We start from the raw sequence: 26,736 nt of genomic DNA on the forward strand, positions 1-26,736 counted from the left end.
TCTCTTCCCTCGAACGGCGCCCTGCGGCATCCTGCGCGCATGCAGACGGAGCTGAGCAACAGGCTGGGCGCGGAGCACGCCGTCTTCGGGTTCACCCCCTTCCCCGCGGTCGCCGCGGCGATCACCCGGGCCGGCGGGTTCGGGGTGCTCGGCGCGGTCCGCTACACCGCGCCGGACGCCCTCGCCCGCGACCTCGACTGGATGCAGGAGCACACCGACGGGCTCCCGTACGGGCTCGACGTGGTGATGCCCGCCAAGAAGGTGGCGGGCATCAGCGAGGCCGACGTCGAAGCGATGATCCCGGACGGGCACCGCCGGTTCGTCGACGGACTCCTCGACACATACGGCGTACCGCCGCTCGCCGAGGGCGAGGCGTCCGGCTGGCGGATCACCGGCTGGATGGAACAGGTCGCCCGCACCCAGCTCGACGTGGCCTTCGACTACCCGATCACCCTGCTCGCCAACGCCCTCGGCCCCCCGCCCCCCGACGTCGTCCAACGCGCCCACGACCAGGGCATCCTGGTCGCCGCACTCGCCGGCAGCCCACGGCACGCCCGGCACCACAAGGCCGCCGGCATCGACATCGTCGTCGCCCAGGGCTACGAGGCCGGCGGACACACCGGCGAGATCGCCACCATGGTCCTCACCCCCGAGGTGGTGGCCGCCGTCGACCCGCTGCCGGTGCTGGCGGCCGGCGGGATCGGCAGCGGCGAGCAGATCGCCGCCGGACTCGCCCTGGGCGCCCAGGGCGTCTGGCTCGGCTCGATCTGGCTGACCACCCGCGAGGCCGAACTGCACTCCCGGCGGCTGACCGCCAAACTGCTCGCCGCCGGCCCCGGCGACACCGTCCGCTCCCGCGCCCTGACCGGCAAACCCGCCCGCCAGCTGCGCACCGAGTGGACCGACGCCTGGGACGACCCGGCCGGACCCGGCCCACTGCCGATGCCGCTGCAAGGACTGCTGGTCGCCGAGGCCAACTCCCGCATCCAGCGGCACGAGGTCGAGCCGCTGCTGGGCACCCCGGTCGGCCAGATCGTCGGCCGGATGACCAGCGAACGCAGCGTCCGGGCCGTCTTCGACGACCTGACCCGCGGCTTCGAGCGGGCCATCGATCGCATCAACCGCATCGCCGGACGCGCATGAACCCGAGGAGGACAGCGGAATGACCAACTCGCCACCGCCCAACGGCTTCTGGGCACAGGCCGCCGCCGACCCGGACCGCACGGTGCTGATCGCCCCGGACGGCGAGGAGTGGACCGCGGGCCGGCTGCACGCCGCGAGCAACCGGCTGGTCCACGGGCTGCGCGCGGCCGGCCTGGAACGCGGCGACGCCTTCGCCGTGGTCCTCCCCAACGGCGTGGAGTTCTTCACCGCCTACCTCGCCGCGTCCCAGGCCGGCTTCTACCTCGTCCCGGTCAACCACCACCTGGTCGGCCCGGAGATCGCCTGGATCGTCGCCGACTCCGGGGCGAAGGTGCTGATCGCGCACGAGCGGTTCGCCGACGCGGCCCGCCAGGCGGCCGACGAGGCCGAGCTGCCGGCCACCCGGCGCTATCTGGTCGGCACCGCGGACGGCTTCCGGCCGTACCGCGAACTCCTCGACGGACAGCCTGGGTCGGCGCCCGAAGGCCGGACGCTGGGCTGGGTGATGAACTACACCTCCGGCACCACCGGACGGCCGCGCGGCATCCGCCGCCCGCTGCCCGGCACCCCGCCCGAGCAGGCCCATCTCGGCGGATTCCTCGGCATCTTCGGCATCAGGCCGTTCGACGGCAACGTCCACCTGGTCTGCTCACCGCTCTACCACACGGCCGTCCTGCAGTTCGCCGGTGCCTCGCTGCACCTCGGCCACCGCGTCGTCCTGATGGACAAGTGGACCCCGGAACACATGCTGGCCCTGATCGACCGGCACCGCTGCACCCACACCCACATGGTGCCCACCCAGTTCCACCGCCTGCTCGCGCTCCCCGAGGCGACCCGCGCCGCCTACGACGTCAGCTCGCTGCGGCACGCCCTCCACGGCGCCGCGCCCTGCCCCGACCACGTCAAACGCGCGATGATCGACTGGTGGGGCGGCTGCGTCGAGGAGTACTACGCGGCGAGCGAGGGCGGCGGCGCCTTCGCCACCGCCGAGGACTGGCTGAAGAAACCCGGAACGGTCGGCCGGGCCTGGCCGATCAGCGAACTGGCCGTCTTCGACGACGACGGCAACCGCCTGCCGCCCGGCGAACTCGGCACCGTCTACATGAAGATGACCACCGGCGGCTTCCGCTACCACAAGGACGAGGGCAAGACCCGGAAGAACCGGATCGGGGACTTCTTCACCGTCGGCGACCTCGGGTACCTCGACGAGGACGGCTACCTCTTCCTCCGCGACCGCAAGATCGACATGATCATCTCGGGCGGGGTGAACATCTACCCCGCCGAGATCGAATCCGCCCTGCTCGGCCACCCCGCCGTCGCCGACGCCGCGGCCTTCGGCATCCCGCACGACGACTGGGGCGAGGAGGTCAAGGCCGTCGTCGAGCCCGCCGAGGGCCATGAACCCGGGCCCGGCCTGGCCGCCGACATCCTGGCGCACTGCGAGCGCCAACTCGCCGGCTACAAACGGCCCAGGTCGGTCGAGTTCATCGCCGTCATGCCGCGCGACCCCAACGGCAAGCTGTACAAGCGCAGGCTCCGCGACCCCTACTGGGAGGGCCGGGAGCGCGCCGTGTAGCGGTACTTGACCTCGCACCGGGCCGCCCGCAGGATCCCGCCATGACTGATGTGCGCAGCAGCACGGTGGACGGGATCCTGCGGCGGAGCGCCCGGCGGGTGCCGCACCGCACCGCGGTCCGGTACGGCGACCGGGAGTGGACCTACCGGGAGCTCGACGAGGCTGTGTCGGCCGCGGCCGCGGTGCTCCGCGGGTCCGGCCTGCGCCCCGGCGACCGGGTCGGCTCCTACGGCCACAACTCCGACGCCTACCTCATCGGCTTCCTCGGCTGCGCCCGCGCCGGGCTGATCCACGTCCCCATGAACCACCACCTCACCGGCGACGAACTGCGCTACCTCGTCGAGCAGTCCGGCAGCTCCCTCGTCCTTGCCGATCCGCAGCTCGCCGGACGGCTGCCGGACTCCGCGCGGGTCCTGCCGCTGCGCGACACCGACGACTCGCTGCTGGCCCGGCTGCGCACCGCGCCCGCGGACCCGGAGCCCGCGGCGCCGGACGAAGGCGACCTGGTCCAGCTGCTGTACACCTCCGGAACCACCGCACTGCCCAAGGGCGCGATGATGACCCACCGCGCCCTGGTGCACGAGTACGTCAGCGCGATCACCGCCCTGGACCTCGCGGAGACCGACCGCCCGGTCCACTCCCTGCCGCTGTACCACTCCGCGCAGATGCACGTCTTCCTGCTGCCGTATCTGGCGGTCGGCGCGGAGAACACGATCCTCGACGCGCCCGACCCGGAGCGGATCCTCGACCTGGTCGCGGCGGGCCGGGCGGACAGCCTGTTCGCACCGCCCACGGTGTGGATCGGCCTGTCGCAGCACCCCGGCTTCGCCGACCGCGACCTGAGCGCGCTGCGCAAGGCGTACTACGGCGCCTCGATCATGCCGGTGCCGGTCCTCGAACGGCTCCGCGCCCGGCTGCCCCAGCTGGCCTTCTACAACTGCTTCGGGCAGAGCGAGATCGGCCCGCTGGCCACCGTACTGGGCCCGGACGAGCACGAGGGGCGGATGGAGTCCTGCGGGCGCCCGGTGCTCTTCGTCGAGGCGCGGGTGGTCGACGAGACGGGCCGGGAGGTGCCCGACGGCACCCCGGGCGAGGTCGTCTACCGCTCCCCGCAGCTGTGCACCGGCTACTGGGACAAGCCCGAGGAGACCGCCGAGGCGTTCCGCGACGGCTGGTTCCACTCGGGGGACCTGGCCGTCCGGGACGCGGAGGGCTACTTCACCGTGGTGGACCGGGTCAAGGACGTCATCAACTCAGGTGGCGTGCTGGTCGCCTCGCGCCAGGTGGAGGACGCGCTCTACGCCCACCCCCAGGTGGCCGAGGTCGCGGTCATCGGGCTGCCGGACGAGCGGTGGATCGAGGCGGTGACCGCCGTGGTGGTGCGGCGCCCGGACGGGGGAGCGGTCGGGGAGCAGGAGCTGATCGAGGCGGCCCGGGCCCGGCTCGCGCCGTTCAAGGCCCCCAAACGGGTGGTGTTCGTGGACGCGTTGCCGCGCAACGCCAGCGGCAAGGTCCTCAAGCGGGAGCTTCGGGAGCGGTTCGCGGCGTCCTGAGCCGTGCGGCGCGGTGCGCACCGCGCGGCGCGCGGGACGTGTGCGGAGGGCGACTGTCAGTGCCCCCTGCCATGCTGAAAACGTGGCCGGGGAACAGCCGGCCGACGGCCCTGCACGTCTCGTTCCGTACGACGGAGGACACCATGCTGACCACCCGTTACGTCCCCGGCACCCCCAACTGGCTCGACCTGGGGACGCCCGATGTCGACGCCGCCGTCGCCTTCTACTCCGCCGTGTTCGGCTGGAGCTTCGCGTCCGCCGGCCCGGAGGCCGGCGGCTACGGCTTCTTCCAGCTCGACGGGAAGACCGTCGGCGCCGTCGGCCCGCTCACCGAGGAGGGCGCGAGCCCCGCGTGGACGGCGTACTTCCACACCCCCGACGCGGACGCCACGACCAAGGCGGTGGAGCAGGCCGGCGGCGCGGTGCGGGTCCCGCCGATGGACGTCTTCACGGCCGGCCGGCTGGCCGGCTACACCGACCCCACCGGCGCCGACTTCGCGGTCTGGCAGCCCGGTGACGTGCAGGGCCTGGAGCGGGTCATGGAGCCGAACACCCTGTGCTGGACGGAGCTGTACACCACCGACGTGGCCATGGCGAAGGGCTTCTACCGCTCGGTGTTCTCCTGGAGCTTCCAGGACATGCCGATGGGCGGCGACCGGTTCTACTCGATCGTCTCCTCGCCGGGCGGCGGCGAGGGCGAGGACACCGGCCAGGGCGGCGTGCTGCAGCTGGCCGAGGAGAATCTGGCGGCCGGCTCGGCCTCCGAGTGGCACCCGTACTTCGGCGTGACCGACTGCGACGCGACCTACGCCACCGCCCTCGACCACGGCGCCACGGTCCTCATTCCGCCGACCACCGCCCCCGGCGTCGGCCGGCTGGCGATGGTCACGGACCCGGCCGGTGCCCCGTTCGCCCTGATCAAGGGGGACCCGGAGATGACCTGAGCGGTCAGGCGGGGTCCCGCGGCCGGGCGTCCACGATCCGCTTGATCTTGCCGACCGAGCGCTCCAGCGTCTCCGGATCGACGATCTCCACGGCGACCGAGACCCCGATGCCCTCCTTCACCCCGCGTGCGATCAGCCCCACGGCCGCCGTACGCGCCTCGGGGCCGGCATCGGGGCGGGCCTCGGCGCGTACGGTCAGCCGGTCCATCCGGCCCTCGCGGGTGAGCCTCAGCTGGAAGTGCGGGGCGACACCGGGCGTGCGCAGCACGATCTCCTCGATCTGCGCCGGGAAGAGATTGACCCCGCGCAGAATGATCATGTCGTCGCAGCGTCCGGTGATCTTCTCCATCCGGCGGAAGGCCGGCCGGGCGGTGCCCGGCAGCAGCCGGGTCAGATCGCGGGTGCGGTAGCGGACGACCGGCATCGCCTCCTTGGTGAGCGAGGTGAAGACCAGCTCGCCGTGTGCACCGTCCGGCAGCACCTCACCGGTGACCGGGTCGACCACCTCCGGGTAGAAGTGGTCCTCCCAGACGTGCAGCCCGTCCTTGGTCTCCACGCACTCCTGGGCGACCCCGGGGCCCATCACCTCCGACAGCCCGTAGATGTCCACGGCGTCGATCGCGAACCGCTCCTCGATCTCGTGGCGCATCTGGTCGGTCCAGGGCTCGGCACCGAAGATGCCGACCTTCAGCGAGGTCGACCGCGGGTCGATGCCCCGCCGCTCGAACTCGTCCAGCAGGGTGAGCATGTAGGACGGCGTGACCATGATGATCTCGGGCCGGAAGTCCTGGATGATCTGCACCTGCCGGCCGGTCATCCCGCCGGACGCCGGGACGACCGTGCAGCCCAGCCGCTCCGCGCCGTAGTGCGCGCCCAGCCCGCCGGTGAACAGCCCGTAGCCGTAGGCGATGTGGATCGTGTGGCCGGGACGGCCGCCGGCCGCGCGGATCGAGCGGGCGACCACGTCCGACCAGTGGGCGAGGTCGCGTTCGGTGTAGCCGACGACGGTCGGGCGGCCGGTGGTGCCGCTGGAGGCGTGCAGGCGCCGCACCTCCTCCTTGGGGACCGCGAACATCCCGAAGGGGTACTGCGCACGCAGATCGTCCTTGACCGTGAACGGGAAGCGGGCCAGGTCGCCGAGCGTCCGGCAGTCCTCGGGGCGGACCCCGGCCCGGTCGAACGCCGCGCGGTAGAAGGGCACGTGGTCATAGGCATGGCGCAACGAGGCGCGCAGCCGGGTCAGCTGGAGGTCCCGCAGGGCGTCCGGCGAGAGCCGTTCCGCGTCGTCGAACGCCGTACTGTCCGTCGCCCTGCCCGTGGCCGCTTCCGGCATGGGGTGTCACCGCCTCGTCTCCCTACCGATCATTCGGTAGCTGCATGCTGATCCAAGTAATCAGCGCGCGGCGAACACGTCAAGGGGCGTGCCGCAGCCGGCCCCCGGGTAGCGTCCAGCGCATGAGTGACGTCCGGAAAGTGCAGGTGGGTGACGTTCGGCTGGCGTACCGGGTGTGGGGAGAGGAGGACGCGCCCCCGGTCGTGCTGCTGCATTGCCTCGGCGAGGACGGCGAGGACTGGCGCGGTGTGGTCGGCCGGCTCGCCGGCACCCACCGGGTCTTCGCCCTCGACCAGCGCGGCCACGGGCACAGCGACTGGCCGGGGGAGTACGGCTTCGCCCGCTGGCGGGACGATGCGATCGGCTTCCTCCAGGCGCTCGGGCTGAAGCGGGTGACGCTCGTCGGCCACTCGGCCGGCGCGCTGACCGCGCTGCTGGTGGCCGCCGACCGGCCCGAGCTGGTGGACCGGCTGGTCCTGGAGGAGGCCGCCCCGCCGCTCCCCGCCGACCCACCGCAGGAGGCACCGGAGCAGCCGGCCGGCCCGCCCGCCTTCGACTGGCGCGCCAAGACGGCGGTGGTGGCCGAACGCAACGCCCCCGACCCGCAGTGGTGGGAGTGCCTGCCGCGGATCACCGCCCCCACCCTCGTCATCGCCGGCGGCCCCACCAGCCACATCCCGCAGGACCACCTCGCGCAGATGGCCTCGCTGATCCCCGACGCCCGCCTGGTGACCGTCGAGGGCGCCGGCCATCTCGTCCACGAGGACCGCCCGGGCGAATTCCTCGCCGCGGTCACCTCGTTCCTGCCGCCCCCGCGGTAGCCGGCCGCGCGGACCCGGGGCCGGCGGCCGCGCACGTCCCTTAGGCTCGCGGCCGTACGCCTCCCCGCGTACGGCCCGCCGGGGGAACTCTCCCCGGCAGCCTGGATGTTCGAGAAAGGCCGACCGTGCAGCTGACCCTCTCGACGCGTCGTGCGCTGATCGCCGGCGCCGCCGCGACCCTGCTGCTCACCGGGGCCGGTGGCGCGGTCGCCGCGCCCGCAGCCCCCTCACCCGCCGCCGCGGCCGCCGCCCGGGGGCACTCCCCGTACGCCGCGCTCCGGCCGCTCGCCGCGCTGTCCGCGGAGCGGCTGGCCACCGGCGATCTGGTGGCCGCGGCGAAGTGGGGCACCGGCAGCCCGATCGACGATCCGGCCCGCGAGCAGCAGGTGCTGGACGCGGTGGCCGAGCAGGCCCGGCAGCTGGGCGCCGACCCGGCCGCGACGGTGCGGATCTTCCGGGACCAGATCGAGGCCAACAAGATCGTGCAGCGCGGCCTGCACCGCCGCTGGGACGCCGATCCGTCCCAGGCCCCGGCCGAGCGCCCCGACCTGGGCGAGGTCCGCAAGGAGATCAACCGCATCAACACGGAACTGGTCCGCGCCATCGCCGCCTCCGCGCCGGCCCGCTCGGCACCGTCCTGCCACCCGCTGCTGACCGTGGCCGGCGCCGGGGTACGCCACGCCCGCCACCTGGACCCGCTGCACACCGTGGCCCTGGCCCGCTCGCTTGCGTCGGTGTGCGGGGCGGCCGGCTGAACGGCGGACTCCCCGGCCGACGACCGGGGCGGTCCGGGCGGTCGCACCGCCGCGGGCCCTCACGCCCGCCGTTCGCCCGCCGCCACCGCCTTCGCCCAGCGGTAGTCGGCCTTGCCGCTCGGAGAGCGCTGGATGCGGTCGGTGAAGACCACCGCGCGCGGGACCTTGTAGCCGGCCAGTCGAGTACGGCAGTGGGCCTGGAGGGCGGCCAGGTCCAAGGGCCCGCTCCCGGCGCGGAGTTGTACCACCGCGGAGACCCGGTTGCCCCACCGTTCGTCCGGGACGCCCGCCACCAGCGCGTCGTAGACGTCCGGATGGGCCTTCAGCGCCTGCTCGACCTCCTCCGGATAGACCTTCTCACCGCCGGAGTTGATGCACTGCGAGCCCCGTCCGAGGACGGTGACGATGCCCTCCTCGTCGACGGTGGCCATGTCGCCCAGCAGCACCCACCGGTCCCCCCGCGCCTCGAAGAAGGTCTCGGCGGTCTTCGCCGGGTCGTTGTAGTAGCCCAGCGGGACGTGACCGCACTGCGCCAGCCGCCCCACCTCGCCGGCCGGCACCGGCTCGTGCGTCGCCGGATCGACCACGGCCGTACGGGAGTTGACCCGCAGCCGGAACCCCTTCGCGGGACCCGAGTCGTCGGTGGCGGTGCCGTTGAAACCGGACTCCGAGGAGCCGAAGTTGTTGAGCAGCACCGCGTTCGGCACCAGCGCGGTGAACTGGGCGCGTACGGTCTCGGAGAGGATCGCGCCGGAGCTGCTGACGCTGAACAGCGAGGAGCAGTCGGTGCCCTTGAGCGGCCCGGCGAGCGAGTCGACGAGCGGGCGCAGCATCGCGTCGCCCACCAGCGACACACTGGTGACCCGCTCCCGCTCGACGGTCCGCAGCACCTCCTCGGGCACGTACTTGCGGTGCAGGACGACCTTCTGGCCGAAGTGGAAGGCGATGAACGCGGTCAGGGTCGAGGTGCCGTGCATCAGCGGGGGAGTGGGGAAGAAGACGATCCCCTCGCCGCCCGCCGCGACCCGTTCGGCCAGTTCCTGCGGCCGGCCGACCGGGTCGCCGGTCGGGGCCCCGCCGCCCATGCCGGAGAAGAAGAGGTCCTCGTGCCGCCACATCACGCCCTTGGGCATCCCGGTGGTGCCGCCGGTGTAGATGACGATCTGGTCGTCGGCGGAGCGCGGCCCGAAGCCGCGGTCCGGTGAGCCGGCCGCCTCGGCGTCCGCGAGCGCGACCGGCGCCAGGGCCGGTTCGGGGGCGCCGTCCGGCGGGGTGCCGACCCGGACCAGGTGCCGCAGCCGCGGCGCCCGCGGCAGGGCGGCGGCCACCCGGCCGGTGAACTCCGCGTCGAAGACCAGCCCCACCAGGTCGGCGTCCCGGTAGAGGTACACCAACTCCTCTTCGACATAGCGGTAGTTGACGTTCACCGGCACGGCGCGGATCTTCAGGCAGGCGTACACCGCCTGGAGGTAGGGGACGCCGTTGTAGAGGTGCAGCCCGACGTGGTCCCCGGGGCCGATGCCCCGGCCGGCGAGGTGGTGGGCCAGCCGGTTGGCGGCGCGGTCCAGCTCCGCGTAGGTCAGCCGCCGCTCCGCACCGGTCCCCGGGTGGTCGAGGTACACCAGGGCCTCGCGGTCGGGCACGGTGTCCACGATCGACTCGAAGAGGTCGGCAAGGTTGTACTCCACGTCTCCTCCAGACCGGGCGGCGTCGGCGCAGGGGAGGCCCGTGGCTCCGGACCCCGGCGGTCATTAGAGCGCCGCGGGCAGGAGCAGGGAAGGGGCTCGGCACAAGTAATCTGACTACCTGTCAGAAAAGCCTTGAACTCACCGTGCGGCTACTGCAACCTGTTCTCGTTCCTGCAGACGGGAGACCGCAATGGGTGGGACGGAACACCTCACCGTGCAGCGCGAAGGCGCCACACTGGTGCTCACGCTCAACAGGCCCGACGCCAAGAACGCACTCTCGCTCCCCATGCTCGTCGGCCTCTACGACGGCTGGGTGGCGGCCGACGAGGACGACGCGATCCGCTCGATCGTGCTCACCGGCGCCGGCGGATCGTTCTGCGCCGGGATGGACCTCAAGGCCCTGGCCGGCAAGGGCATGGCGGGGCAGCAGTACCGCGACCGGCTCACCGCCGACCCCGACCTGCACTGGAAGGCGATGCTGCGGCACCACCGCCCCCGCAAGCCGGTGATCGCCGCCGTCGAGGGCCACTGCGTTGCGGGCGGCACGGAGATCCTCCAGGGCACCGACCTGCGCGTCGCAGGCGAATCCGCCACCTTCGGGCTCTTCGAGGTCAGGCGCGGACTGTTCCCCATCGGCGGCTCGACGGTCCGCCTGCAACGCCAGATCCCGCGCACCCACGCCCTGGAGATGCTGCTCACCGGCCGCCCGTACACCGCCCGCGAGGCCGCCGGCATCGGCTTGATCGGCCAGGTCGTCCCCGACGGCACGGCCCTCGCCAAGGCCCTGGAGCTCGCCGAGCAGATCAACGCCTGCGGGCCGTTGGCGGTGGAGGCCGTCAAGGCGTCGGTGTACGAGACCGCCGAGATGACCGAGTCCGACGGGCTCGCCGCCGAACTCAGGCGCGGCTGGCCGGTCTTCGACACCGCCGACGCCAAGGAGGGCGCCCGCGCCTTCGCGGAGAAGCGACCGCCCGTGTACAAGCGCGCCTGACCGAGGAGCCAGTGATGCCCGCAGTCCTCAAAGCCCCGCTCGTCGTCGAATTCCCCTTCACCCGCTCCCTCGGGCCCGTCCAGAGCGCCTTCCTCACCGGACTGCGCGAACGCGTCGTCCTCGGCGTGCGGACCCGCGACGGCCGCACCCTGGTCCCGCCCGTCGAGTACGACCCCGTCACCGCCGAGGAGATCGGCGACCTGGTCGAAGTGGCCCCCACCGGTACGGTCACCACCTGGGCCTGGAACCCCGAGCCCCGCCGCGGCCAGCCCCTCGGCACCCCGTTCGCCTGGGTCCTGGTCCGTTTCGACGGCGCCGACACCGCCCTGCTGCACGCCCTCGACGCCCCCGGCCCCGAGGCCGTACACACCGGCATGCGGGTCCGCGTCCGCTGGGCGGCGGAACGCACCGGCGCCATCACCGACCTCGCCTGCTTCGAACCGTACGACGGCGACCCGGCCGAACCCACCCGCCCCACCGGCGAGTTCGCGGACCCGGTCACCGGCATCGTCGCCCCCGCCCGCCTCGACTACGTCTACTCGCCCGGCCGCGCCCAGACCGCCTACATCCACGCCCTCTCCGAGCGGCGGACGGTCGGCGAACGCTGTCCGTCCTGCCGCAAGGTGTACGTCCCGCCCAGGGGCGCCTGCCCCACCTGCGGCGTCGCCACCTCCGAACAGGTCGAGGTGGGCCCGCGCGGCACCGTCACCACCTACTGCATCGTCAACATCAAGGCGAAGAACCTGGACATCGAGGTCCCCTACGTCTACGCCCACATCGCCCTCGACGGCGCCGGCCTCGCGCTGCACGGCCGGATCGCCGGCATCCCCTACGACCAGGTGCGGATGGGCCTGCGCGTCGAGCCGGTGTGGACCGAAGGCGGCCGCTACCCCGACCACTACCGGCCGACCGGCGAGCCCGACGCGGAGTACGACACCTACAAGGAGCTGCTGTGACCCGTGACATCGCGGTCGTCGCCTTCGCCCAGACCGACCACCGGCGCACCAGCGACGAGCTCTCCGAGGTGGAGATGCTCCTCCCGGTGCTGCACGAGGTCCTCGACCGGACCGGCCTGCGGACCAGCGACATCGGCTTCACCTGCTCCGGCTCCTCCGACTACCTCGCCGGTCGCGCCTTCTCCTTCACCATGGCCCTCGACGGCGTGGGCGCCTGGCCGCCGATCTCCGAGTCGCACGTCGAGATGGACGGCGCCTGGGCCCTGTACGAGGCGTGGACCAAGCTGCTCACCGGCGACGCCGACACCGCCCTCGTCTACGCGTACGGCAAGTCCTCACCCGGCTCCGTGCGCGACGTCCTGACCCGCCAGCTCGACCCGTACTACGTCGCGCCCCTGTGGCCGGACTCCGTGGCGCTCGCCGCGCTCCAGGCACAGGCGCTCATCGACGCGGGCGAGACGGACGAGCCCGCCCTCGCCGCGATCGGGGCCCGCAGCCGCGCGGACGCCGCCGCCAACCCCCATGCGCAGCTGCGTGGTCCGGTGCCGCACGGCGACTACGTCGTACGGCCGCTGCGCACCGGCGACTGCCCGCCCATCGGCGACGGCGCCGCCGCGGTGATCCTCGCCGCGGGGGACCGGGCCAGGGAGCTGTGCGCCCGGCCCGCCTGGATCCGCGGCATCGACCACCGCATCGAGGCACACGGCCTCGGCGTCCGCGAGCTGACCGACTCGCCGTCCACCCGGCTGGCCGCCGAGAAGGCCGGCGCCTTCCAACGGCCCGTCGACACCGCCGAGTTGCACGCACCCTTCACCGCGCAGGAGGTCGTCCTGCGCAAGGCGCTGCGGCTCGGCGACGAGGTGTGCGTCAACCCGTCCGGCGGGGCGTCGGCCGCCAACCCGGTCATGGCCGCCGGCCTCCTCCGCATCGGCGAGGCCGCCGCCCGCATCCACCGCGGCGCGTCCGACCGCGCCCTCGCCCACGCCACGTCCGGCCCCTGTCTGCAACAGAACCTGGTCGCCGTCCTCGAAGGGGATCCCCGATGAGCAAGGAGCCCGTGGCCGTCGTAGGCATCGGCCAGACCAAGCACGTGGCCGCGCGGCGGGACGTGTCGATCGCCGGACTCGTCCGCGAGGCGGCTCAACGCGCCCTGGACGACGCCGAGTTGGCGTGGGCCGACATCGACGCCGTCGTCATCGGCAAGGCGCCCGACTTCTTCGAGGGCGTCATGATGCCCGAGCTCTACCTCGCCGACGCGCTCGGCGCCGTCGGCAAGCCGATGCTGCGGGTGCACACCGCCGGCTCGGTCGGCGGCTCCACCGCGCTCGTCGCCGCCAACCTCGTCGCGGCCCGCGTCCACGGCACGGTCCTCACCCTCGCCTTCGAGAAGCAGTCGGAGTCCAACGCGATGTGGGGCCTCTCGCTCCCCGTCCCCTTCCAGCAGCCGCTCCTCGCCGGCGCCGGCGGCTTCTTCGCCCCGCACGTCCGCGCCTATCTGCGCCGCACCGGCGCCCCGGACCACGTCGGCTCCCTCGTCGCCTACAAGGACCGCCGCAACGCCCTCAAGAACCCCTGGGCCCACCTCCACGAACACGACATCACCCTGGAGAAGGTCCAGGCCTCGCCCATGCTGTGGGACCCGATCCGCTACTCCGAGACCTGCCCCTCCTCCGACGGCGCCTGCGCGATGGTCCTCACCGACCGGGCCGGCGCCGCGCGCGCCCCGCACCCGCCGGCCTGGATGCACGGCGGGGCGATGCGCAGCGAGCCCACCCTCTTCGCCGGCAAGGACTTCGTCTCCCCGCAGGCCGGCAAGGACTGCGCCGCCGACGTCTACCGCCAGGCCGGCATCACCGACCCGCGCCGGCAGATCGACGCGGTGGAGATGTACGTCCCCTTCAGCTGGTACGAACCCATGTGGCTGGAGAACCTCGGCTTCGCCGACGAGGGCGAGGGCTGGAAGCTCACCGAGTCCGGCGTCACCGAGCTCGACGGTGACCTCCCGGTCAACCCCTCCGGCGGCGTCCTGTCCACCAACCCCATCGGCGCCTCCGGCCTGATCCGCTTCGCCGAGGCGGCGCTGCAGGTACGCGGCCGGGCCGGCGAACGCCAGGTCGACGGTGCGCGCAGGGCACTCGGACACGCCTACGGCGGCGGCTCGCAGTTCTTCTCCATGTGGCTGGTCGGCGCCGCACCGCCCGCCACCTGACGGTTGTGCCGGCCCGCCCCGCCACGTCCTCTGTCCGTCCCCGGGCACAGTGGCTAGGCTGACCGCGGACGACGAACCGGGAGGAGCGGCGACGTGGCCGACAGCATCACCGAGCAGCGGCTCGCGGGCGGGCCCAGGCCCGATCTCGACCTGACCCAGGCCGAGTGGCAGTCCAGCAGCCAGGGCGTGGGCGACGTCCAGATCGCCTTCGTCGAGGGCTACATCGCGATGCGCAACCGCCGCAGCCCGGAGATCCCGGCGCTGATCTTCAGCCCCGCCGAGTGGCGCGCCTTCGTCCTCGACGCCCGCGACGGGGAGTTCGACCTCACCTAGGGCGGCGGCCGCCGTCAGGTGAGCACCACGCACCCGTTCGCGCGCAGCGCCCGGACCGGCTCCGCACCGTCGTCCACGGCGTTCCAGCGCAGATCCAGTCTCTCCAGCGACACGAGCCCAGTGATCCACCGCGGCAGCTCCGCGATCCGGTTGCCGCGCAGATCGAGCCGGGCCAGCCGGGGGAGCGCACGCAGCGCCCCCGGCACCCCGGGCAGGGCGTTGTCGCGCAGCTCCAGCACCCGCAGCTCGTGCAGCGCGGAAACGCCCGCCGGCAGCCCGGTCAGCGCATTGCCGCCCAGCCACACTTCACGCAGCCGCCCGAGCCGCCCCACCGCCGGCGGGAGTTCGGTCAACCCGGCCCGCTGGGCCCGGAGTTCGACCAGCGAGGCCATCCGGCCCAGCGCGTCCGGCAGCCGGCCGAGCGGGTTGTCGCCGACGTTGAGGTAGCCCAGCCGGTCCAGCCGGCCGAGCGCCTCCGGCAGGGCGGTGAGGCGGTTGTCGTGCAGATAGAGGTAGCGGGTCAGCCCGGTCAGCTCGCCGATCTCCTCGGGGACCGCGGTCAGCGCGTTGTGGCCGAGGTCCAGGGTGTGCAGCGCCCGCAGCCCGCCCAGCGCCGCCGGGACCGAGGTCAGGGCGTTGTCGGCGAGGATCAGCACCTCCCAGTCGGCGCGCCGCCACACCTCGGGCGGGACCGAACTCAGCCCGGCCTTCCAGAAGTTGAGCGTGCGGGGCCCGGTGATCACGAGGGGGTCCCTTCAGGGGGGTGAGGGCGGTGCGGTCGGCTGCCGACCGGGCGGGCACGTCGCTACGGCCAGTCGAGCAGCTCCGGCAGTGCGGCGGGGCGGCCCGACCGGCGGCAGTCCAGCGGCCGGTGCGGAGCGCGGCCGGCCAGCCAGGCCGCCAGGTCGGTGAGGTGGCCGCGGACGGTCACCTCGGGCGCGCCGGCGGCACCGTACTCCCGCCGGAACGCCTCGTCGGTGGCCTCCAGCACGAGAGGCACGTCCTTCGGGGCGCGCGGCGCCAGATGACTCAGCAGGTGGTGGCACAGCCCCTGCGGCCAGTCCTGCGGGCCGTGGCCGAGCCGGGCGTCCGCCGTGTGGATCTCCAGCTCCCGCCACCAGGCCCACAGCACCGTGCGCAGATCCCCGTCCCGGTAGCGCACCGGGCGCGACCAGTCGGCCGGGCCCACCGCCGCCCAGGCCGCCGAGGACTCGTCCAGCGCGGCCCCCACCGCGTCCCGCAGCTGTGCCGCGTCCCGCACCGCACCGGCCTCGATCCCGGCCGCCCGCTCCGGGCGCCCGCCGTCGTACAGCTCGACCAGCTCACCGCGCAGCGCGTAACGGGCCTGCCGGGCGGTGGCCCGTGCGATGCCCTCGATGTGCGCCAGGACATGGGCGCGGGACCAGCCGGGCAGCGCGCTCGGCTCGCGTACCGCGGGGTCCGTCAGTCCGGGCAGCAGCGCCCGCAACCGCTCCTGGCCCGCCCCGATCGCCTCGCGGACCGCCTCGGCCGACAGGGTGGGTTCCTTCGTCACGGCCACAGCAGCTCCTTCCTCCGGTTCTCGCCGGTCCGGCGGTGGGCCGGCCGGGTGTGCCTGCGTTCCACCGGGTCGCCGGGCGGGTCCACCGGATCAGAGATCGGCAGTGCACCCGCGAACACCGGGCGCGCGCACGGTAGTTGACGGAGACCGGGCATGTTCCCCCTGGGCTCCCCCGACGAACTTAATGGTTGGCGGCGACGTTACCATTAGCTCCATGACCGCAACACGGCTCGCACTGGATCTCGCCGTCACCATCCGCCACGACGGCCACGGCGGTGTCACCGACGACCTGACCGACCCGGCCGGACTCACCGCCTGGATCGCCGACCGGACCGCCCTGCTCGACTGCGCCGCCGACCCCGTCACCGCCGACCCGGCACTCCACACCGCCGTACGCGAACTGCGCGCCGCGGTCCGCACGCTCTTCGCCCGCGCCGTCCGCCCCGGACCGCCCAGCTCCGCCGACGCCCACCGGCTCCTCCCCGAAGACACCGCACTGCACCGGCTGAACACCGCCGCCGCCCTCGTCCCCACCTCCCCCCGCCTCAGCTGGGAGCCCGACGCCCCGCCCGCGCTGCGGCTGCACCCGCACGGCACCCCGCCCGCCGCCGACCGGATCGTGGCCGCACTGGCCCGCGCCGCCCTCACCTTCCTCGCCGGCCCCGACCGCGCCCGGCTGCGTGCCTGCCCCGCCCCCCGCTGCGTCCGCTACTTCGTCAAGGACCACGCCCGCCAGGAATGGTGCAGCCCCTCCTGCGGCAACCGCGCCCGGGTCGCCCGCCACCACGAGCGGCACAAGGAAGGACGGCACCACCCCTCGTAAGGTGGGCGGCATGACCGGTGAACGCGATCTTGTGACCCTGCTGAGCGGGATGCGCCCCGAACTGAACGAGGGCCGGTACGTCTTCACGACCGTGCGCGGCGCGATCCCCGCCGGACTCGCCCCGGTCGTCACCGTCGCCGAACCCGAGGGACTGACCCTCGTCCTGCGCCAGGAGGAAGCCGACCGCACCGGCCTGCCGTACGACTACGTCGCCGGCTGGATCACCCTGCGGGTGCACTCCGCACTGGACGCGGTCGGGCTCACCGCCGCCGTCGCCACCGCCCTCGCCGACGCCGGCCTCAGCTGCAACGTCGTCGCCGGCTTCCACCACGACCACCTCTTCGTGCCCCACGAGGCGGCCGACGAGGCACTGCGCCGCCTCGGTGAACTGGCCGGCCGGGCCTGAACCCCGGCACCCCGGGCACCGCCCGCCCGACCTGCCCGTACGCCGCCCACGACCCCGACGTCCGGCGCGGCGGGCCCGGCCGGGCCACGTACGATGGCGGCATGTCCTTCCTCCGCCGCCGCAGCGCAGCCACGCCCGCCGGTCCCGACTTCGACGTTCTCGCCATGGACCCGGGGGACTGGCCGGGCAATCTGGGCGCCGGCCTGCTGCCCGCACCCGACGGGAGCTGCCAGGGAGTCTTCCTCCGCTACGACCTCTTCGGCGGCCGCGGCCCCGCGATGATCATCGGCAACCTCCCGGAGGGCTCCCCGGCCCGCGAGCTGGAGGACGACCAGGTGCCCTTCGAGGTCGCCCAGCTGCTCGCCGCGCTCGGCAACGACGACCCGGTCACGGTCGTCGAGAGCGAGGACACCCCCGTGATGCACGACGACAACCTGCTGATCGTCAAGCGCATCAAGTGCTCCGAGAGCCGCATCTCCTGCGCCCAGTTCGACCGCAGCGACGGCGTCCTGGTCACCATCGCCAGCTGGGACCGGCCGATCACCGACGACCTCTACGCGCTGCTCAAGCCGCTGCCGGCGGAGCTCTTCCAGCAGGGCTGACACCCCGGGCGGGGCAGCACTGCGCACCCGGTGGACGGCATCCCGTCCACCGGGCGCGCGCAGCTCACCCGCTCACCCGGGCGCCCGGGTCACGACGCCGACCGCCGCACGTCCACGTCGGCCGCCCGCACATAGCCCACCCGGTGCCCCAGCTGGATCTCGTAGTAGACGTCCTCACCCCGCACGATCGTGTGCTTCGAGACGTCGAACGTCGGCGCGTAGAAATACTCGCCGGTCACCCGGCCGCCGACCGCGTACCGCTGCCCCGCGCCGATCGTGTACGGCAGCGGGGAAACCGACTGGTACGGCACCCCGGCCGGATAGGCGGCCTTCTCCGGGTACGCCCGGCCGTAGACCGGGATCTCCTCCCGGCCAAACTTCGGCGTGGCGATCAGCCCCTTGGCGTTCACCGCCGTCGGCGCACCGTGCGGATTGCGGAACCACGCCACCTGCCCGAGGTACCAGATCGCGGTCCAGTCACCGTCCCGGCCCGCCAGCGCGAACCGCTGCCCCGTCGTGGCCCGGGCCCCGGTGTCGTTCACACCGTCCGTCGAGTCGCTGCCGTCCTGGTGCAGCCCGACGTCCTTGACCAGCGGAGCGCTCGCACTCGGCGCGGTGTGCAGCCGGACCGCCGCGGAACCGTGCGGCGCGCAGGCGTCCCCCGGCTTCTCGCAGCCGCAGTAGCGCGGCCGGTTGCGGTCGTAGTCGGGAAGGATGGTGACCAGCCCGCCGTGCTTGCCCGCCGTGGCGTGGAACGGCTTGCCCAGCAGCTCGAAGTAGTGCGCCCAGTCCCAGTACGGCCCGGGGTCGGTGTGCATCCCCGGGATCGTGGCCGTCGTCGTGCCGGGCACATTGTCGTGGCCCAGGATGTGCTGCCGGTTCAGCGGCACGTCGTACTTGCGGCTCAGGTACTTCACCAGCCGGGCCGAGGACCGGTACATCGCCTCCGTGTACCAGGCGTCCGGCGCGGCCAGGAAACCCTCGTGCTCGATGCCGATGGAGTGCGAGTTCACGTACCAGTTGCCGGCGTGCCAGGCGACGTCCTTGCCCGGTACGTGCTGGGCGATCAGCCCGTCCGAGGACCGCACGGTGTAGTTCCAGGACACGTACTTCGGGTCCTTGATCAACTTCAGCGTGACGTCCCACGACCCCTCGGTGTCATGGATGACGATGGTGTCGACCTTCTGGTCCCGCGGCCGGCCCGCCTTGTCGTGGTTGCCGTAGTCGTGGTCACCGAACTCCTCGTACGGCGCCGGGACCGACTCGCACGCCACGTTCCGCGGGCACTCCGGCCCGCGGTCACCGCCCGGCGCCGAGGCCCTGGTGACGGCGCTGCCGAGACGTTTCTGCTGCCCCGCGTCGGGAACCAGCCCCGGGACGGCGGGCAGACCGACCCGCTGCCCGGCATCCGTCGTGCGCGCCTCGCCCCGGCGGATCACCGAGAACACCTCGTCCGCGAACGCCTTGCCGGCGCGCGGATCGTCCTGACCGCCGTAGCGCGCCACCGCCGCGTACCACCGCGCCGGATCGTCCTCGGCGGACAGCCCGAGGCCGCGCTGCTCCGCGGCGAGCAGCGCCGCACCACCGAGCACGTTCGCCGCCGGATCCGTACGCAACCGCCCGGCCGGCAACCCGGTCAACCGGGCCGCGGCCGGCAACGTACGCAGCCGGGCCGGGAGTTCGGCGGGCAGCACGGCCTGCTGTGCCGCACCCGCCGGCACCCGCCTGCGGGCGCGCGAGGCGTCGCCCCGGGCGTCCTCGTCACCCTCGCTGAACTCCGGCGCCCGCGCCAGCGCCGTCCGGGCATCGGTCAGATGCATCGGGCCGTAGCCCCCGGAGACACTCGGCGCGCCGCCGTGGCCGTCCCACCGCGACTCCAGGTACGAGACGCCGAGCAGCACACTGCGCGGCACATGGAAGCGGGCGGCGGCCTTGGAGAAGGCCCGCTGCAGGGCGTCCGTCCGGGGCTGCCCGGCGCTCGCCGACGGGGCTCCGGTGAGCGGGAGCAGCAGCACCGCCGCCGCCACCGCGGTGGTGGACCTGCGCAGGACGGGGCGATGGGTTCTCTGGTCTTCCGGGGCGGATCCTCGCACAACAGCCTCCTCGAGCCGGCCCGAGCCGGGCGGTGTGACGGATGGTGCACCAACGGCCGTACGGGGTGGACCCGAGAGTAGAGCCCCAGGGGGCCCAGAGCCATAGGTGGGCCGACGGCCCGTCATATACCGCACCGGATCGGGATTTCGCATGTCAGGGCATCTCCAGAGGAGCCTTCCCGGACCGCCGCCCGGCCTGCGGGGCGTCAGTGGAATGGACCAATGACCGCGCAGCGCACATGGGTGAGCGGCGCCTCCCGCACAACGGGTGCGCCGCTCACAATCCCCCGCGGGGAAGTGCCTGCGGACAAAGGCACTCCCCCTGGGCGGTCAGCGGGTGCCGACCGCCGCCCGTACCGCACGACGGGCCATCTGGCAGTCGTCGTGCAACCGGCGCAGGAGCAGCCGCTGCTCCTCGCCCGCCGTGGGAACGCCGGGCTGTCCCGGGCCCTGCGTCCCCGTCGGCGTGGGTTCGCGCATGGTCCGCTGCACGGCGGTTTCGTAGCGCCGGATCTCCCGGGTGAGGATCAGCATCAGATTCACCAGGAAGGAGTCTCGCGAGGCGGGACCGGCGTTCTGGGCGAGCTGGCTGATCTGACGGCGCGCCACCGGGGCGTCGCCGAGCACCGACCACAGCGTCGCGAGGTCGTAGCCCGGGAGGTACCAGCCGGCACTGTCCCAGTCCAGCAGCACCGGGCCGGCCGGCGACAGCAGGACGTTGTTCAGCAGCGCGTCGCCGTGGTTGAACTGGCCCTGGACGTGCGACAGACCGTGCATCAGCTTCTGCAGGTCACCCAGGTCGCGGTCGGTGAGCAGCCCCAGGTCGTGGTAGCGGCCGATCCGGCCGGCGTAGTCCAGCGGGGCGTCGAACAGCCCGGCCGGCGGACGCCAGTGGTTGAGCTGGCAGACCGCGCCGATCGCGGCGCGGATGTCGGCCCGGGGCGGCGCCTCGGCGGGGTGGCGCGTCAGGGCCGCGACCCGGCCGGGCATCCGCTCCACGATCAGCGTGCAGTTGTCGGGATCCGCCGCCACCAGCCGCGGCACCCGTACCGGCGGACGATGCCGGACGAATGCGCGGTATGCGCTTATTTCCTGCCGGAACCTTTCCGCCCACGCGGGGGACTGGTCCAGTAAACACTTGGCGACCGCGGTCATACGGCCCGTCGTGCCGACGAGGAGCACGGATTTCCCGCTCCGGCGCAGCACCTGGACCGGATTGAACTCGGGACAGATGCGGTGCACCGAGGCGACCGCGGCGCGCAGCTGTGCGCCCTGGGGCCCGGACAAGTCGAGTCTCCCGCTGAGCGGTTGGGTGCTCGTCCCCGGTGTCCGCCGGGTTCGGCCGCCGGGGAGACCGGGAACCGCCCCCGCGGAAGGAGCGGGGGCGAGATACGGCCCGCTTCCTGTCGGGTGCGGGCGGTGCGGCCGGGTGGGGGCGGTCACGGCGGACGATGCTGCATACATGGGTGAGACAGATCCCTTCGTGCGCCGACGAGTTGCGTGCGCTCCCCGGCCCGGTGGAGGGAACCCGTGAACGGGCCCCGTGCAGGAGGCCGATCCAGGGTCCCTGTGAAGGGCGCGCACCCTGGGGAATGCGGTCCCGCCACCGGGCCGGGGGCGGCACGTCTACAGAACACTCGGCTGCGGGTGGCAGACCATCTGGCGTGCCCTGGCGAACCCTGGCGAATGGTCGCAGCGCATGTCACCGGCGGTTACTGTCAACTCAGTCGAGGAACCTGGGGGCTTGACGTGGACAGGCAGCCGAACACCCGTCTCGCGGACCTTTTCGGCCTGGCCGGCTGGTCCAAGGGAGAGCTGGCGAGGCTCGTCAACCGGCAGGCGGCGGCCATGGGCCATCCGCAGCTGGCGACCGACACCTCGCGAGTGCGGCGCTGGATCGACATGGGGGAGACCCCCCGGGATCCCGTGCCCAAGGTCCTGGCTTCACTGTTCACCGAGCGCCTCGGCCGTGTCGTAACCATCGAGGACCTCGGGTTCGCCAGAACCGGTCGCTCGGGGAAGCGGCAGGCCATGGACGGTCTGCCGTGGGCTCCCGAACGGACCGCCGCGGTCCTCACGGAATTCACGGGAATGGACCTCATGCTCAACCGACGCGGCTTGGTGGGTGCGGGCGCGGCGCTCGCCGCGGGCTCCGCACTCACCGGCGCCATGCACGACTGGCTGCACACCGATCCGGCCCCCCTCGGCGCCTCCCGCCACGACGACCCGTTCGCTTCCGACTCCTTCGACGACTTCGACCAGATCGGCCTCGACCGCTACGAGGCGGCCCCCGTGGGGTCGCAGGAAATCGACGCGCTGGAGCGCTCGGTGGAGGTCTTCCGCGCCTGGGACGCGGCCCGCGGCGGCGGCCTGCAGCGCAAGGCGGTGGTGGGCCAGCTCAACGAGGTGGGCGGCATGCTCGCCTACCGCCATCCCGACCACCTCCAGCGCCGGCTGTGGGGCGTGGCCGCCAACCTCGCCGTGCTGGCCGGCTGGATGTCGCACGACGTCGGCCTGGAGCCCACCGCCCAGAAGTACTTCATCATCGCCGCCCATGCGGCCCGTGAGGGCGGCGACCGCCCGCGCGCCGGTGAGGCACTCTCCCGCGCCGCCCGTCAGATGGTCCATCTGGGCCGCCCGGACGACGCGCTGGACCTGATGAAACTCGCCAAGTCCGGCTCCGGCGAGGAGACCCTGCCCCGCACCCGCGCCATGCTGCACACCATCGAAGCGTGGGCCCAGGCCTCCAAGGGGCAGAGCCAGGCGATGCGGCGCACCCTGGGCGAGGCCGAGGAACTGTTCGTCTCGGACAAGGGCGACGTCCCGCCCCCGTGCTGGATGCAGATGTTCGACGAGGCGGACCTGCACGGCATGCAGGCGCTGGCGTTCCGCACCCTCGCCGAACACGACCCCGCGGCCGCCAAGATCGCCCAGCACCACGCCAAGCAGGCCCTGGCCCTGAGGGAGGGCGGCCGCCAGCGGTCGCAGATCTTCGACTACATCTCCATGGCCTCGGCCTGCTTCATCGGCGACGACCCCGAACAGGCCGACCGTTACGCCCGGTTGGCCCTGGTGTCCATCGGTGAGAACTCCTCCCACCGCACCTGGGACCGGCTCCGCGAAATGTTCCGGCTCACGGGCCAGTACGCGAACTACGCCAAGATCCAGGACCTGCGCGAGGAGATCCAGCATGTCCTGCCCAAGCCCCGGCCGAAGTCCAAGGAAGCACGGCTGGGCCCGGGCATCGGCACGGACCTGGGGCCGAACCTCTCGGTCTGACGCCCGCCGACCGCCGCTGCCCCCGCTCCGTCACCCCAGGGCCCCTTGCGCTACAGGTCCGACGGCCCCTTGGCTCACGGCCCCTTGGGCCACGGGCCACTTGGGCCACGGGCCTCACGGGCCCGTCCACCGACGGCTTCTCGCCTCATGCGGGCGGGGCGGCCGGCTCGCGCGATGCCGGTCCGCCCCCAGCTGCCGCGGTGTGTGTCAGTCGCCGACCCTGGCGATCAGCACGCACGCGTCGTCCTCGCGCTCGGCGCTGCCGAACTCCTCGACGACGATGCGGACGCTGTCCTGCGCACTGCGGGCCGCGGCGAACCGCGGTGCCAGTGCCAGCAGCCGCTCGGCACTCTCCAGGACCGTGCCGGTGCCGTACGTCCGGCTGGGCGTCAGCCCGTCGGTGTGCAGCACGAGCAGGTCACCGGGCTCCAGTTGCTCGGAGCGCTGGGTGTACGCGGCCCCCGACGTCGCCCCCAGCAGAACGCCCTCGGGCGGGTCCAGCGCGCGCCCCGTGCCGCCGCGGAAGAGCAGCGGTGCGGGGTGCCCGGCCTGGGCCCACTCCAGCGTCCGGGTCCGCGGATCGAAGGTGCCGCACACCGCACTGCCGAGCGCCGGCTGGGCGGCGGTGTCCAGCAGTTGGTTGAGCAGCCCCATCAACTGCTCGGGCCGGTGGCCGGCGACCGCCATCCCGCGCAGCGCGCCGAGCACCATCGCCATTCCCGAGGTGGCCGCGACGCCGTGCCCGGTGAGGTCGCCGACGCTCAACAGCGTCCGGCCGTCCGGGAGTTGCATCGCGTCGTACCAGTCCCCGCCGATCAGCGTGTGGGTGCCGGACGGCAGATAGCGCCCGGCCAGGTCGAGGGTGACCCGACCGTCCTGCGGGAACCGCAGGGAGCCCCGCCACGGCGGCAGCACGGCCTCCTGCAGCTCGACCGCGAGCCGGTGCTCGGTCTCCGCGATCTGCCGCTCGCGGTGCAGTGAGTCACGGGTCTCGCGCACCGTCTGCTGGCTGCGGCGCAGCTCGCTGACGTCCCGCAGTACGGCCCACATGCAGGCCGTACTGCCGTCGGTGTCCAGCACCGGCTCGCCCACCATGTGCACCGTGCGCAGGCTCGCGTCCGGACGCACGATGCGGAACTCGCCGTCGATCGGCCGGCCGTCCACCAGGCAGTCGGTGACCATCGTGGCCAGCCCCTCCTGGTCGTCCGCGTGCACCAGGGACGGCAGTTCGTCGAGGGTCAGCGGGCCTTCGGCGGGGGACCGGCCGAAGATGGCGAACAGCTCGTCGGACCAGCTGGCCTCGTCCGTGAGCAGATTCCACTCGGCGCTGCCCACCCGGCGCAGCAGCGCACCGCGCGCGGGGGCCTCGGCCTCGGCCGGGATCACCGGTTCCTCGACGGCCGGCTCCAGGACATCGTCACTCTCGGTGGGCAGGCCCTCTCTCAGCTGGTCGAGATGGCCCCCGAGATCGTCGAGGTGATGCACGGCGAGATCGCACAGCGCCCGCTGCCAGCGCAGCTGCGGGTCGGGGGCGAGGCCGGTGTCCACCGTGGACTCCCGGCGCACCGCGTCGAGGTCGCCGCGCAGGCGGCGCGCCTGCGTGATCAGGGCCTCGACCGTGTCGCGCTCGGGGGGCCGGTCGGCTGGATGGTCCGCGAAGAGAGGGGACGGCATGACGTACTCCGTGATCAGGCGGCGCCGGGCTGAAGGGCCGGTAACGACTGTTGCACAGGCGGCGACCGTGCGTAAGGGATTTGGCACTACCCGATACGGTGGTGCAGCTGACATATGCCCCCGGCCTCCCTTGGCAGGCCGGGGGGAATCGGCGGAATGACAGGTTCCAGGCTAGGCTTCGGCCGCCGTACTGCAGGCGTTGCTGCCTATCCATGGTGGGAACGAGGCATACGGCCCGTGGTCACCGGCAAGAATGCCGGTCAGCGGAAATCCCGTTGCCAGCCCGTCCCCCGCACCGGATGCTGACCTCATGTTCGATCCAGACATAGCGCCCAGTGGCACCCTGCTCGGCCTCCTGCAGCGAGGCCGCGGCGACGGGACCCTGCACGCCCTCGCGGCCCCGAGGGCCGAGGCGCTCGGCGCGCTCAACGACAGCGTGCTGCGCGACCCCCGGCGCGACTGGCAGGTGGAGAACCGCTCGCTGTACTACGCGCGCCTCTACATGCAGCTCGACGGCGGGCTCGAGGAGATCGAACGCCACCTCTTCCACCCCGACGACCGCACCGACACCGGTGAGGAGCGCACCGGCCTGGCCCTCGCGGTCCTCGGCCACCTCGCCGCGTACGGCAAGGACGCCGCGCGGCTGCTGCTGCGCAGCTACGCCGCGGTCGGCAGCAACTGGCGCTGGGCGCTGGACGAGCTCGCGCTGCGTGACGACGACGCCGGGCTGATGTCGCTCGCCCCCGCCGTCCTCGCCCGCTTCCCGGAGAACGAGCAGGGCCGGGCCGACCTGGCCGCCGCCGTCCGGGACGCCTTCGAGCCCCGCCCCTGGCGGCTGTGGGCCGAGGACCCCCGGTACGGCCCGCGGCTGGCCGCCGCCGGCGAGCAGGGCTCCTTCGACCGCTGGCAGCGCCAGCTGCGGCCGCGCGGACCGCGCCCCGGCTGGAGCGTCGCGGACGTCCTCCGCTGGGCCGAGGAGGGGCTGGAGCTGGAGCCCGCGGAGCACCGGTACCTCGCCGCCGCCCGCTGCCTGGCCGCCGTCGTCGGCCCGGACGACCGCCCCGAACTGCTCCGGGCGGCCCGCAGCGGGCCGGACGCGGCGCGCGCCGCGGTGCTGCACCACCTCGCCGAGCGCGGCGACCCCGACGTCCTCGACCTGATCGAAGCCGCCGTCACCTGCCCCTTCTCCTCCGAGCCGCTGGTCACCGCCGGGCTCTCCGCCTTCGAGCGGATGCGCAGCGCGGCCGCCGTCGAGCGGGCCCGCAGCTGGGCGCCGCGAACCGACCGGCTGGGCGCGTCGGCCGCCGCCGTGCTCGCCCGTCGCGGTGCGCAGCACGACGCCGACCTGGTCCTGGCCGCGCTGCGCCGGACCGTCCGCGAGGAGGGCCCGGACGCCGCCGGCCTGTGGGAGCTGGTCGACGGCACCGGCCGCCTCGGCGTCGCCTGCGCCGCCCCCGTACTCCGGCACATCTACCGCGAAACGTCCTCCTCCCAGCTGCGCGGCCGGGCCGCCGCCGCGCTCGCCGTCACCGACCCCGGTTTCGCGGCCGGTTTCGCCGTCGAGTGCCTCTGGGACTGCGAGGAAACCACCCGCGAACTGGCCGCCCGCCATGCCGCCACCGGCGACGACCGGGTCGTCGAACAACTCCGCCGCCTCGCCGCCGACCCGGCCGAGGAGGCCGAGGTCCAAACAGCCGTCCGCAGCAGATTCGGCCCCGACGCGTCTGCTGTTTGACGCCCACGTACTTGTCTGCGGCGCCGCGCTGGTTGCTCGCCGTTGTGCTGTGCGGCGCCCCGCACGTACCCGTCTCTCGCGCCGCGGGGCTTGTTCGCCGTTGCGCTTTGCGGCGCCCCGTACGTAGCTGGCCGTCCCGCCGCGGGGCGTCTCGCCGTTGCGCTTTGCGGCGCCCCGTACGTAGCTGGCCGTCCCGCCGCGGGTGTTGTTCGCCGTTGCGCCTGCGGCGGGCTGGGTGGGTGTTGGGTGCGGTGCCAGCCCTACAGACTTCGTCCTCCGGTC

General features: G+C 73.3%; 23 protein-coding genes. 16 read left to right on the forward strand and 7 right to left on the reverse strand.

The window, feature by feature from the left end:
* The first annotated feature begins 39 nt into the window (after positions 1-39).
* The 4 genes from ACGF4C_RS11815 to ACGF4C_RS11830 all read left to right on the forward strand — a co-directional run bounded on the left by ACGF4C_RS11815 (position 40) and on the right by ACGF4C_RS11830 (position 5,216).
* Positions 40-1,143, forward strand: coding sequence for an NAD(P)H-dependent flavin oxidoreductase (locus tag ACGF4C_RS11815; RefSeq protein WP_393565425.1), 1,104 nt, complete (start codon positions 40-42; stop codon positions 1,141-1,143).
* Between the two features lie 19 nt (positions 1,144-1,162).
* Complete coding sequence (locus tag ACGF4C_RS11820) at positions 1,163-2,719, forward strand: acyl-CoA synthetase (protein ID WP_393565427.1); 1,557 nt, start codon at positions 1,163-1,165, stop codon at positions 2,717-2,719.
* Positions 2,720-2,760: 41 nt separating this feature from the next.
* Positions 2,761-4,272 (forward strand): acyl-CoA synthetase, encoded by a 1,512-nt coding sequence (locus ACGF4C_RS11825; protein ID WP_393565429.1) that lies wholly within the window; start codon positions 2,761-2,763, stop codon positions 4,270-4,272.
* Positions 4,273-4,415: 143 nt separating this feature from the next.
* Positions 4,416-5,216, forward strand: a complete 801-nt coding sequence (locus tag ACGF4C_RS11830; RefSeq protein ID WP_393565430.1) for a VOC family protein — start codon at positions 4,416-4,418, stop codon at positions 5,214-5,216.
* A 4-nt stretch (positions 5,217-5,220) separates the two neighbouring features.
* Here the strand turns inward: ACGF4C_RS11830 and paaK are convergent, their stop codons facing one another.
* Entirely contained in the window at positions 5,221-6,549 is a 1,329-nt protein-coding gene (gene paaK, locus ACGF4C_RS11835; RefSeq protein WP_393565432.1) for a phenylacetate--CoA ligase PaaK, read from the reverse strand.
* A gap of 122 nt (positions 6,550-6,671) precedes the next feature.
* On the opposite strand from paaK, the gene ACGF4C_RS11840 reads away from it, so the two are divergent.
* Positions 6,672-7,370, forward strand: a complete 699-nt coding sequence (locus tag ACGF4C_RS11840; RefSeq protein ID WP_393565434.1) for an alpha/beta fold hydrolase — start codon at positions 6,672-6,674, stop codon at positions 7,368-7,370.
* Between the two features lie 125 nt (positions 7,371-7,495).
* The gene (locus tag ACGF4C_RS11845) at positions 7,496-8,125 is read left to right on the forward strand and encodes a chorismate mutase (RefSeq protein WP_393565436.1); all 630 of its coding nucleotides are present in this window, start codon (positions 7,496-7,498) and stop codon (positions 8,123-8,125) included.
* Between the two features lie 59 nt (positions 8,126-8,184).
* On the opposite strand, the gene ACGF4C_RS11850 is transcribed toward ACGF4C_RS11845, so the two are convergent.
* Entirely contained in the window at positions 8,185-9,813 is a 1,629-nt protein-coding gene (locus ACGF4C_RS11850; protein ID WP_393565438.1) for an acyl-CoA synthetase, read from the reverse strand.
* A 190-nt stretch (positions 9,814-10,003) separates the two neighbouring features.
* On the opposite strand from ACGF4C_RS11850, the gene ACGF4C_RS11855 reads away from it, so the two are divergent.
* The 5 genes from ACGF4C_RS11855 (at position 10,004) to ACGF4C_RS11875 (ending at position 14,302) form a co-directional block, all read left to right on the forward strand.
* A complete protein-coding gene (locus ACGF4C_RS11855; RefSeq protein WP_393565440.1) occupies positions 10,004-10,804 on the forward strand; it encodes a crotonase/enoyl-CoA hydratase family protein in 801 nt (266 codons plus the stop codon).
* Positions 10,805-10,818: 14 nt separating this feature from the next.
* On the forward strand, positions 10,819-11,760 hold the full coding sequence (locus tag ACGF4C_RS11860) for a Zn-ribbon domain-containing OB-fold protein (RefSeq protein WP_393565442.1): 942 nt from the start codon (positions 10,819-10,821) through the stop codon (positions 11,758-11,760).
* Complete coding sequence (locus tag ACGF4C_RS11865; protein WP_393565443.1) at positions 11,757-12,806, forward strand: thiolase domain-containing protein; 1,050 nt, start codon at positions 11,757-11,759, stop codon at positions 12,804-12,806. The genes ACGF4C_RS11860 and ACGF4C_RS11865 overlap by 4 nt, the downstream gene beginning before the upstream one ends.
* Positions 12,803-13,969 carry a thiolase domain-containing protein gene (locus tag ACGF4C_RS11870; protein WP_393565445.1) on the forward strand — a complete coding sequence of 389 codons (1,167 nt, stop codon included), beginning with the start codon at positions 12,803-12,805 and terminating at the stop codon, positions 13,967-13,969. Before ACGF4C_RS11865 ends, ACGF4C_RS11870 begins: the two co-directional genes overlap by 4 nt.
* Before the next feature lie 93 nt (positions 13,970-14,062).
* The gene (locus ACGF4C_RS11875) at positions 14,063-14,302 is read left to right on the forward strand and encodes a DUF397 domain-containing protein (RefSeq protein WP_030798778.1); all 240 of its coding nucleotides are present in this window, start codon (positions 14,063-14,065) and stop codon (positions 14,300-14,302) included.
* A 14-nt stretch (positions 14,303-14,316) separates the two neighbouring features.
* Here the strand turns inward: ACGF4C_RS11875 and ACGF4C_RS11880 are convergent, their stop codons facing one another.
* On the reverse strand, positions 14,317-15,042 hold the full coding sequence (locus ACGF4C_RS11880) for a leucine-rich repeat domain-containing protein (RefSeq protein ID WP_393565481.1): 726 nt from the start codon (positions 15,040-15,042) through the stop codon (positions 14,317-14,319).
* Positions 15,043-15,107: 65 nt separating this feature from the next.
* Positions 15,108-15,836: a maleylpyruvate isomerase family mycothiol-dependent enzyme gene (locus tag ACGF4C_RS11885; RefSeq protein WP_393565448.1), complete on the reverse strand. Its 729-nt coding sequence runs from the start codon at positions 15,834-15,836 to the stop codon at positions 15,108-15,110.
* 220 nt (positions 15,837-16,056) lie between these two features.
* Between ACGF4C_RS11885 and ACGF4C_RS11890 the strand changes: the two genes are divergently transcribed.
* The 3 genes from ACGF4C_RS11890 (at position 16,057) to ACGF4C_RS11900 (ending at position 17,673) form a co-directional block, all read left to right on the forward strand.
* Positions 16,057-16,665 carry a CGNR zinc finger domain-containing protein gene (locus ACGF4C_RS11890; protein WP_393565450.1) on the forward strand — a complete coding sequence of 203 codons (609 nt, stop codon included), beginning with the start codon at positions 16,057-16,059 and terminating at the stop codon, positions 16,663-16,665.
* 10 nt (positions 16,666-16,675) lie between these two features.
* On the forward strand, positions 16,676-17,071 hold the full coding sequence (locus tag ACGF4C_RS11895; protein ID WP_030411305.1) for an ACT domain-containing protein: 396 nt from the start codon (positions 16,676-16,678) through the stop codon (positions 17,069-17,071).
* Between the two features lie 101 nt (positions 17,072-17,172).
* Positions 17,173-17,673, forward strand: a complete 501-nt coding sequence (locus tag ACGF4C_RS11900) for a hypothetical protein (RefSeq protein WP_030411306.1) — start codon at positions 17,173-17,175, stop codon at positions 17,671-17,673.
* 89 nt (positions 17,674-17,762) lie between these two features.
* Here the strand turns inward: ACGF4C_RS11900 and ACGF4C_RS11905 are convergent, their stop codons facing one another.
* Positions 17,763-19,766: an N-acetylmuramoyl-L-alanine amidase gene (locus ACGF4C_RS11905; protein ID WP_393565452.1), complete on the reverse strand. Its 2,004-nt coding sequence runs from the start codon at positions 19,764-19,766 to the stop codon at positions 17,763-17,765.
* Positions 19,767-20,096: 330 nt separating this feature from the next.
* The gene (locus ACGF4C_RS11910) at positions 20,097-21,230 is read right to left on the reverse strand and encodes an aminoglycoside phosphotransferase family protein (protein WP_393565454.1); all 1,134 of its coding nucleotides are present in this window, start codon (positions 21,228-21,230) and stop codon (positions 20,097-20,099) included.
* A gap of 285 nt (positions 21,231-21,515) precedes the next feature.
* Here ACGF4C_RS11910 and ACGF4C_RS11915 point away from each other — a divergent pair, with 285 nt between their 5' ends.
* Positions 21,516-23,045 (forward strand): hypothetical protein, encoded by a 1,530-nt coding sequence (locus ACGF4C_RS11915; RefSeq protein ID WP_393565456.1) that lies wholly within the window; start codon positions 21,516-21,518, stop codon positions 23,043-23,045.
* 207 nt (positions 23,046-23,252) lie between these two features.
* Here the strand turns inward: ACGF4C_RS11915 and ACGF4C_RS11920 are convergent, their stop codons facing one another.
* Positions 23,253-24,719 (reverse strand): PP2C family protein-serine/threonine phosphatase, encoded by a 1,467-nt coding sequence (locus tag ACGF4C_RS11920; protein WP_393565458.1) that lies wholly within the window; start codon positions 24,717-24,719, stop codon positions 23,253-23,255.
* Positions 24,720-25,029: 310 nt separating this feature from the next.
* Here ACGF4C_RS11920 and ACGF4C_RS11925 point away from each other — a divergent pair, with 310 nt between their 5' ends.
* On the forward strand, positions 25,030-26,454 hold the full coding sequence (locus ACGF4C_RS11925) for a HEAT repeat domain-containing protein (protein ID WP_393565460.1): 1,425 nt from the start codon (positions 25,030-25,032) through the stop codon (positions 26,452-26,454).
* The last annotated feature ends 282 nt before the right edge of the window (positions 26,455-26,736 follow it).

Origin of the sequence: Streptomyces sp. NPDC048197 (assembly GCF_043202395.1) — a bacterium.
Lineage (GTDB): Bacteria > Actinomycetota > Actinomycetes > Streptomycetales > Streptomycetaceae > Streptomyces > Streptomyces siderophoricus.

Coding starts and splice junctions, on each gene's coding strand:
- ACGF4C_RS11815 (WP_393565425.1), top strand. CDS start 40: ATGCAGACGGAGCTGAGCAACAGGCTGGGCGCGGAGCACGCCGTCTTC.
- ACGF4C_RS11820 (WP_393565427.1), top strand. CDS start 1,163: ATGACCAACTCGCCACCGCCCAACGGCTTCTGGGCACAGGCCGCCGCC.
- ACGF4C_RS11825 (WP_393565429.1), top strand. CDS start 2,761: ATGACTGATGTGCGCAGCAGCACGGTGGACGGGATCCTGCGGCGGAGC.
- ACGF4C_RS11830 (WP_393565430.1), top strand. CDS start 4,416: ATGCTGACCACCCGTTACGTCCCCGGCACCCCCAACTGGCTCGACCTG.
- paaK (WP_393565432.1), bottom strand. CDS start 6,549: ATGCCGGAAGCGGCCACGGGCAGGGCGACGGACAGTACGGCGTTCGAC.
- ACGF4C_RS11840 (WP_393565434.1), top strand. CDS start 6,672: ATGAGTGACGTCCGGAAAGTGCAGGTGGGTGACGTTCGGCTGGCGTAC.
- ACGF4C_RS11855 (WP_393565440.1), top strand. CDS start 10,004: ATGGGTGGGACGGAACACCTCACCGTGCAGCGCGAAGGCGCCACACTG.
- ACGF4C_RS11860 (WP_393565442.1), top strand. CDS start 10,819: ATGCCCGCAGTCCTCAAAGCCCCGCTCGTCGTCGAATTCCCCTTCACC.
- ACGF4C_RS11870 (WP_393565445.1), top strand. CDS start 12,803: ATGAGCAAGGAGCCCGTGGCCGTCGTAGGCATCGGCCAGACCAAGCAC.
- ACGF4C_RS11890 (WP_393565450.1), top strand. CDS start 16,057: ATGACCGCAACACGGCTCGCACTGGATCTCGCCGTCACCATCCGCCAC.
- ACGF4C_RS11895 (WP_030411305.1), top strand. CDS start 16,676: ATGACCGGTGAACGCGATCTTGTGACCCTGCTGAGCGGGATGCGCCCC.
- ACGF4C_RS11900 (WP_030411306.1), top strand. CDS start 17,173: ATGTCCTTCCTCCGCCGCCGCAGCGCAGCCACGCCCGCCGGTCCCGAC.
- ACGF4C_RS11910 (WP_393565454.1), bottom strand. CDS start 21,230: ATGTATGCAGCATCGTCCGCCGTGACCGCCCCCACCCGGCCGCACCGC.
- ACGF4C_RS11920 (WP_393565458.1), bottom strand. CDS start 24,719: ATGCCGTCCCCTCTCTTCGCGGACCATCCAGCCGACCGGCCCCCCGAG.
- ACGF4C_RS11925 (WP_393565460.1), top strand. CDS start 25,030: ATGTTCGATCCAGACATAGCGCCCAGTGGCACCCTGCTCGGCCTCCTG.